This is a genomic window from Chamaesiphon sp. VAR_69_metabat_338 (genome assembly GCF_031423935.1).
GTDB lineage: Bacteria > Cyanobacteriota > Cyanobacteriia > Cyanobacteriales > Chamaesiphonaceae > Chamaesiphon.
Genome location: NZ_JANPGM010000698.1, coordinates 1 through 6,070, shown reverse-complemented (window position 1 = coordinate 6,070; position 6,070 = coordinate 1). Strand labels below are relative to the sequence as shown.

General features: G+C 48.5%; 7 protein-coding genes. 4 read left to right on the top strand and 3 right to left on the bottom strand.

Going from position 1 to position 6,070, the window contains the following annotated elements:
- Positions 1–227: 227 nt before the first annotated feature.
- On the bottom strand, positions 228–1,331 hold the full coding sequence (gene thrC / locus RMO84_RS19520; protein ID WP_310490103.1) for a threonine synthase: 1,104 nt from the start codon (positions 1,329–1,331) through the stop codon (positions 228–230).
- A gap of 244 nt (positions 1,332–1,575) precedes the next feature.
- On the opposite strand from thrC, the gene RMO84_RS19515 reads away from it, so the two are divergent.
- The gene (locus RMO84_RS19515) at positions 1,576–2,046 is read left to right on the top strand and encodes a DUF2127 domain-containing protein (RefSeq protein WP_310490102.1); all 471 of its coding nucleotides are present in this window, start codon (positions 1,576–1,578) and stop codon (positions 2,044–2,046) included.
- A 108-nt stretch (positions 2,047–2,154) separates the two neighbouring features.
- Here the strand turns inward: RMO84_RS19515 and RMO84_RS19510 are convergent, their stop codons facing one another.
- Entirely contained in the window at positions 2,155–2,556 is a 402-nt protein-coding gene (locus tag RMO84_RS19510) for a DUF2809 domain-containing protein (protein WP_310490101.1), read from the bottom strand.
- A 41-nt stretch (positions 2,557–2,597) separates the two neighbouring features.
- Between RMO84_RS19510 and RMO84_RS19505 the strand changes: the two genes are divergently transcribed.
- Together RMO84_RS19505 and RMO84_RS19500 are read left to right on the top strand one after the other, a co-directional pair.
- Positions 2,598–3,296, top strand: a complete 699-nt coding sequence (locus tag RMO84_RS19505; protein ID WP_310490100.1) for a hypothetical protein — start codon at positions 2,598–2,600, stop codon at positions 3,294–3,296.
- Between the two features lie 67 nt (positions 3,297–3,363).
- Positions 3,364–4,698 carry a hemolysin family protein gene (locus tag RMO84_RS19500; protein WP_310490099.1) on the top strand — a complete coding sequence of 445 codons (1,335 nt, stop codon included), beginning with the start codon at positions 3,364–3,366 and terminating at the stop codon, positions 4,696–4,698.
- A 75-nt stretch (positions 4,699–4,773) separates the two neighbouring features.
- Here the strand turns inward: RMO84_RS19500 and queC are convergent, their stop codons facing one another.
- Positions 4,774–5,442, bottom strand: coding sequence for a 7-cyano-7-deazaguanine synthase QueC (queC, locus tag RMO84_RS19495; RefSeq protein ID WP_396135905.1), 669 nt, complete (start codon positions 5,440–5,442; stop codon positions 4,774–4,776).
- A gap of 363 nt (positions 5,443–5,805) precedes the next feature.
- Between queC and RMO84_RS19490 the strand changes: the two genes are divergently transcribed.
- The coding region (locus RMO84_RS19490; protein ID WP_310490097.1) for a Gfo/Idh/MocA family oxidoreductase at positions 5,806–6,070 on the top strand (265 nt) is incomplete at its 3' end.

The following is a 6,070-nucleotide window of genomic DNA, read 5'->3' as shown; positions in this document are numbered from 1 at the left end:
TCTAGTTGCTTATCCCAACGCTGGTAATCTACATCAGCGAACCACTGTCTGAGTCGCTGAAACTCATCTGGTGCAAGTGACAGAATGGCTGTTTCAATTTGCTCGATGGTTGACATACAATTTTTCACTATTTCTAGGTGTCAATTGAATTATGGTTATAGATGTAATTGGGTAGAGCACAGCGAACCCTAACATTCTCAGATCTAAATATTCAACCCAAAATCAATTTAAAATCCCATTGCGGCGGCGACAGAATGCAAGTTGGCATCGATGCCTTGCTGGAAAGGGTTGATTTTATTGGCGATCGCGGTATCGGGATCTTTGAGACCGTTACCAGTCAAGACACAGACTACTGTTGCGCGATCGGGTACGCGATCTTTGACTTTGAGTAATCCGGCTACCGAAGCGGCACTTGCTGGTTCGCAGAAGATGCCTTCCTTACTACCCAGCCAGCGATAGGCGGAGATGATTTCGGCATCGGTGACGGCATTGAATTCGCCACCGCTCTGAGTTTTAGCCGCGATCGCTTTATCCCAGTTCGCGGGATTGCCGATCCGAATTGCCGTTGCCAGGGTTTCGGGATCTTTGACGCGGATACCACTCACTAAAGGTGCCGAACCAGCCGCCTGAAATCCCATCATTTTGGGAAGTTTCCGATTTTTGCCGTGCTGGTGATACTGATTGAATCCCATCCAGTAAGCCGTAATATTGCCACCATTCCCGACGGGAATGCACAACCAATCGGGTGCGTCGCCGAGGGCATCGACTAGCTCGAAGGCGGCTGTTTTCTGGCCTTCGAGTCGATAGGGATTTACCGAATTTACCAATGTAATCGGATAATTTTCCGCCATCTCGCGGACGATATGCAGCGCATCATCAAAATTACCTTTAATCGCCAGTACCTCGGCTCCATAGAGCAGGGCTTGGGCTAATTTTCCCAGCGCGACATAACCATCGGGAATTAGCACGTAGGCTCGCATCCCGCCGCGTACGGCATAGGCAGCAGCAGCAGCAGATGTATTCCCCGTACTGGCACAAATCACTGCCTTAGCACCCGCTTCCTTGGCTTTAGTAATCGCCATTGTCATGCCGCGATCTTTGAAGCTGCCAGTGGGGTTGAGGCCATCATATTTGACATATACCTTGACACCGCGCCCGATTTCAGCGGCAATCGTTGGCACGGGGATCAATGGTGTGTTACCCTCATGCAGAGTGACTACTGGTGTAGTCTCAGTCACAGGTAGATACGCACGATAGGTTTCGATTAATCCCGGCCAACCACGGTTGGTAGTAGTTCCGGAATTGACTTCAATTTGGGTATCTAAACTCATGATGTGACTCTAACCTGCTTAAGAAATGATAGGCGACTCTTGCTCGTTTGAAGATCGCAGACTCCCGCCGATTCTACTATTGAAGCATAATTCTGAGCCTTCTTGGGACGAACATCACAAGTCCACCGGCAGGAATTAGGGATTTAGACATCGAGTATCTACCGCCAGAGCTTAGAAACCAAAACCTAAACAGCTAAAGCCTAAAAACCCAAGCCTAAACCCCGTTAACCGCTAAATTAAACCCATGTCCGCATCCGAACCTCGTCCGCGCGCCTTAGTCGCGATCGTCATTTACAAGTGTTTTACCGTCGGATTATTGATATGTGTCGCGATCGGGTTATTTTTGACATCGAAAAAGTACGATAGTCTGTTTACCTTTGCCGAGGAGTACATGATGACCGGCAAACGCGAAATTATCAAAGCTGGACTCACACAGGTTATCAGTGTATCGACAACTAAGATGCAACTTGGCGCGTTGGTTGCCGCGATCTACGCCATTGTAAATGGGATTGAAGCGATCGGTTTATGGCAACAAAAAGCCTGGGCGACAATCCTCGTTGTGGGGATAGTCGGACTGACGATTCCGGTGGAAATCTATGAAATTATCGAGAAAGCGTCGATCGTCAAGTTTGCGGTCTTTGCCATCAATCTCGCGATGTTTGTCTATCTGCTCGGGCACGCACTTGAGGTGCGCAAGAAACACCGGAAGAAATAGGACGGGGAGGCGAGGAGACTGGGAGACTAGCGGACGGGGGAATGGAAGAAAAAAGAACGCTTACGTTCAAATTCACTATCCACTATCCACTCCCTCCTAACCTCAAACCTAAAGCCTAAAACCTAATCGATCGAGCCAACGCACCCATAACCAGCCGAGATAGCTACCAATAAAATATACCGGCAGATCCGACCATAAAAAAGTGCTGCCTAATACTAAGCGACCTGGTAGTGTCGCGCGAATTGCTTGCAGCCAAGGTGGTTGGTAAAGCTGGAGAAACTCGATCGCGCAAGATCCCAAACACACCCAGATCGCTGTCAGCCGTCGATCGGCACGAGGATAAATAAGGATCGCCACTAAGATCCAAAACAATTCATAAGCGATACTGCCAGCCGGATCGCGGATATATTCCGGTAAACTAGGACTAAATCGCACCATGTAGCCGAGGGGGACGATCGCTAGTATATTAACTAATACAATCGATCGATATGGGTAAGACTTTATCGGCATGGAGTGGCAATGGTCTCAATTGATTTTCTGCAAGGATAAACATGAAAAAAAGTATCAAAAACGATCGTACTTTATTACTGACCAGTATTTTACTATTTTTCATGCTGGCAGCAGGAATTATGAGTGGCGTCGTGGGTTTTGTCTCGGGACATGAAGCCCTCAAAGGTGTCACCCAACCAGATATTCGCCCAAATAATAACAAAGGTGGTAGTACCCAAAATAAGAGTACCAAAGGATTGGAACTAATTCAAGAACAAGAAGTACTAGCTAGCGTCAAAAAACAAATGGGTATCGACGAACCCCTCAAAGATGCCGCGCAAGCAAAAGATGCCAAAAAACAAGCTGCTGACTTTGAAAAAGCCGTAAAAAACGATCCTAAAACTGGTCTGCCTATCTCCAAACTGCCGATCGTCAAACAGGATCAGGGGATTACCATGACAGTCAAATCGATGGCGACTCGTGGCAATAATCTCCAGCTCGAATTGACCCTCTCCAATCATGGCAGTCAACCTGTCAATTTTGGCCAGGGTACGATCGGTGTCACTACCGATCGCTCCCAAAACGTCAATGCGACTACTTCTGGACTTCCTGGCAGCCTCGCCGCCAACGGTCGCGATGTCAAAGTTTTCTTGAATATTCCCAAAAATGCCCTGGATAAAGTCAAGAGTGTTTCTCTACAATTAACTGATGTAGATAAAAAACTGCAACTAGAAGCTGCTGGTATCCCAGTTGGCAAATAGGGTGAGACTTCTCTTGGTGCCTGTTTTCCTTCCACCTCCTTTTCACTATCATTCCTAAATCCCGACAATGAACGATCCTCATCCACTGCTTGGTGGTTCAGAAATTGGGTGGCGATTCCTGCTCATCTTCGGGTTGATTGCGATTAATGCTTTCTTTGTGATTGCTGAATTTGCGATTCTCTCCGTCCGGCGATCGCGAATCGATCAATTAGTGGCAGCAGGCGACGATCTGGCACGCCAAGTCCAATCGCTCCAGCGTGGGATCGAGCGACTGCTCTCGACCGCTCAAGTGGGTATTACCCTCTCTAGTCTGGCACTAGGGTGGATTGGCGAACGGGCGATCGCCCAAATCTTTTCCCAAGGCTTGGCGTGGTTTTCCCTCAGCAATACTGTCGCCCATTCCCTGGCGATTCCAGTCACATTTATAGTGCTGGCATATTTACAGATTGTGTTTGGCGAACTCATTCCTAAATCGATCGCGTTGATTTATGCCGAACGGATTGCCAAGGTGTTGAGCGCGCCGAGTCTGGCGATCGCGCGCATTTTTAGTCCGCTGATTTGGGTACTCGATCGATCCACTAAATTGTGTTTGCGCGTATTTGGCATCCGCCAGCGTTATGACGGGCGCGAGCGGGTAACTTTCAAAGAGTTACAGGCAATTGTCTCGACCGATCGCGAATCCAGCGGACTCGCCCTGGAACAACGGGAAGTCCTCACCAAAGTTCTGGCATTTGCCGATACGATCGCCAGCGACGTCATGGTACCCGCGACCCAAATTGTCACCGTCCCTAAAACCGCCAGTTGTCAAACCCTCCTCCTCAAAGTCGCTACCACTGGCTATTCACGTTACCCCGTTACGAATACATCCCTCAATAAAATTGTCGGCATCGTCAACTTCAAAGATTTTGTCACCCTCCTCGCTCAGGGCAAACCCGCCAACCAAATCCCGATCGAGCAGTGGATTCAACCCATAGATTTTGTCACCGAATCTACGCCCACGAGCATTATTCTCAAACAGATGCAGCAATCCAATCGTCACATGACGATCGTCGTTGATGAATTTGGCAATACGGCAGGTTTGATTACCCGCCAAGATGCGATCGAGGAAATGATCGGGATGCAATCAACGACAGATCGACCCACCGAATTAATCCAAAAACTCACCGACGGCACCTTTCTCGTCCAAGCCCAAATCAATCTCGAAGATCTCAACGATCTTCTAGACATTTCACTCCCTCTGGCTGATGACTATCAAACTCTCGGCGGATTTTTGCTTAACAAATTGCAACAATTTCCCCAAGCTGGGGAATCTTTAGATTATGAAGACTGGAGCTTTGCCGTCATCTCGACCATCGGCCCCAGGATCGATCGAGTCAGGGTGAGGAAAGGGGTTAGGGGATAGGGAGTAGGGAATAGGGGGTATTCGATTTACACTCTATCAACTCCCAACTCCCAACTCCCAACTCCCAACTCCCAACTATCTCCCCGGATCGACCAATCCCAACTCGGCAAAGGCGGCTAGCCGCAGCCGACAGGAATCACAAGTGCCACAGGGCACGCTGTCTCCAGAGTAGCAAGACCAAGTTTGCGCCCAGGGGACTCCTAACCTGTCGCCGAGTTGGATAATTTCCGTCTTTTTGAGATCGATTAAGGGTGTGATAATCTCGATCGGCTCGCCTTCGCGTCCTTGCTTGGTACCCAAACGGAATACCGATCGCATCGCTTCGATATAATCGGGACGACAATCGGGATAGCCAGAATAATCGAGGGCATTCACCCCAATATAGACTCGACTGGCAGCGATCGCTTCGGCGTACGCCAGTGCGAAGCTCAAAAAAATCGTATTGCGGGCGGGAACATAGGTAACGGGAATAGATTCTGACATTGCAGCCAGATCGCGATCTTGGGGTAAATCCACCCGATCGTCTGTCAGTGCCGAACCACCCCACAACCGCAGATCGAAGTTGACTACCTGATGAGCGACGACTCCTGCCAAGCTGGCGATCGTCCGTGCCGCAGCGAGTTCCTGGCGGTGGCGTTGTTGATAATCAAATGAGAGGGCATAACACTCGTAACCTTCACTTTTGGCTAAATACAGCACCGTCGAGGAATCCAAACCACCTGAGAGGAGAATAACTGCTTTCACAACGGCTAACTTCATAATTTAAGGAGTTTCTATTTTAACTTTTCTGGTCGATCGCGACGTACGTAAGCGACGGCAAGGATGAGCGGAACGAGAGATATTCCGATTTCAAATCCAAAATTCCCTGAGTCGATAAAAACCAATCTTTAGGAACATAAACAAAACTTTTCGGTTCTTTACAATTGTAAGGCTGTGATAATATCGGAATTATTCTAGGTAAATAAAGCAGCACTCGGCGATCGATTTAATCGTTACTACTCAGTTTGGCTCGGTTCGATCGAGATCTAGCACCGAGGACGATCGAACGATTACAACCGATAACTAATTCGTAGTGGTGGAGGAGTAAAATTTAGCGTGAGAAATAGCATGTCAGCCAGACAGTTAGACACAGAGATTCAGTCGGGTTCGCCCCAGCCACTGAAAGTAGGACTCATCGGGATCGGTAATATGGGACAACACCATGCACGGGTGTTGAGCCTGCTCAAAAACGTCAAGCTGGTTGGCATTGCTGATGTCAATGTCGAAAATGGTTTGGAAGCCGCTAGCAAGTACAAAGCTAGATTTTATGAAGATTATCGGGAACTGCTTTCTCAAGTCGATGCTGTTTGCATTGCCGTTCCCACTAGATTGC

Coding starts and splice junctions, on each gene's coding strand:
- thrC (WP_310490103.1), bottom strand. CDS start 1,331: ATGAGTTTAGATACCCAAATTGAAGTCAATTCCGGAACTACTACCAAC.
- RMO84_RS19515 (WP_310490102.1), top strand. CDS start 1,576: ATGTCCGCATCCGAACCTCGTCCGCGCGCCTTAGTCGCGATCGTCATT.
- RMO84_RS19510 (WP_310490101.1), bottom strand. CDS start 2,556: ATGCCGATAAAGTCTTACCCATATCGATCGATTGTATTAGTTAATATA.
- RMO84_RS19505 (WP_310490100.1), top strand. CDS start 2,598: ATGAAAAAAAGTATCAAAAACGATCGTACTTTATTACTGACCAGTATT.
- RMO84_RS19500 (WP_310490099.1), top strand. CDS start 3,364: ATGAACGATCCTCATCCACTGCTTGGTGGTTCAGAAATTGGGTGGCGA.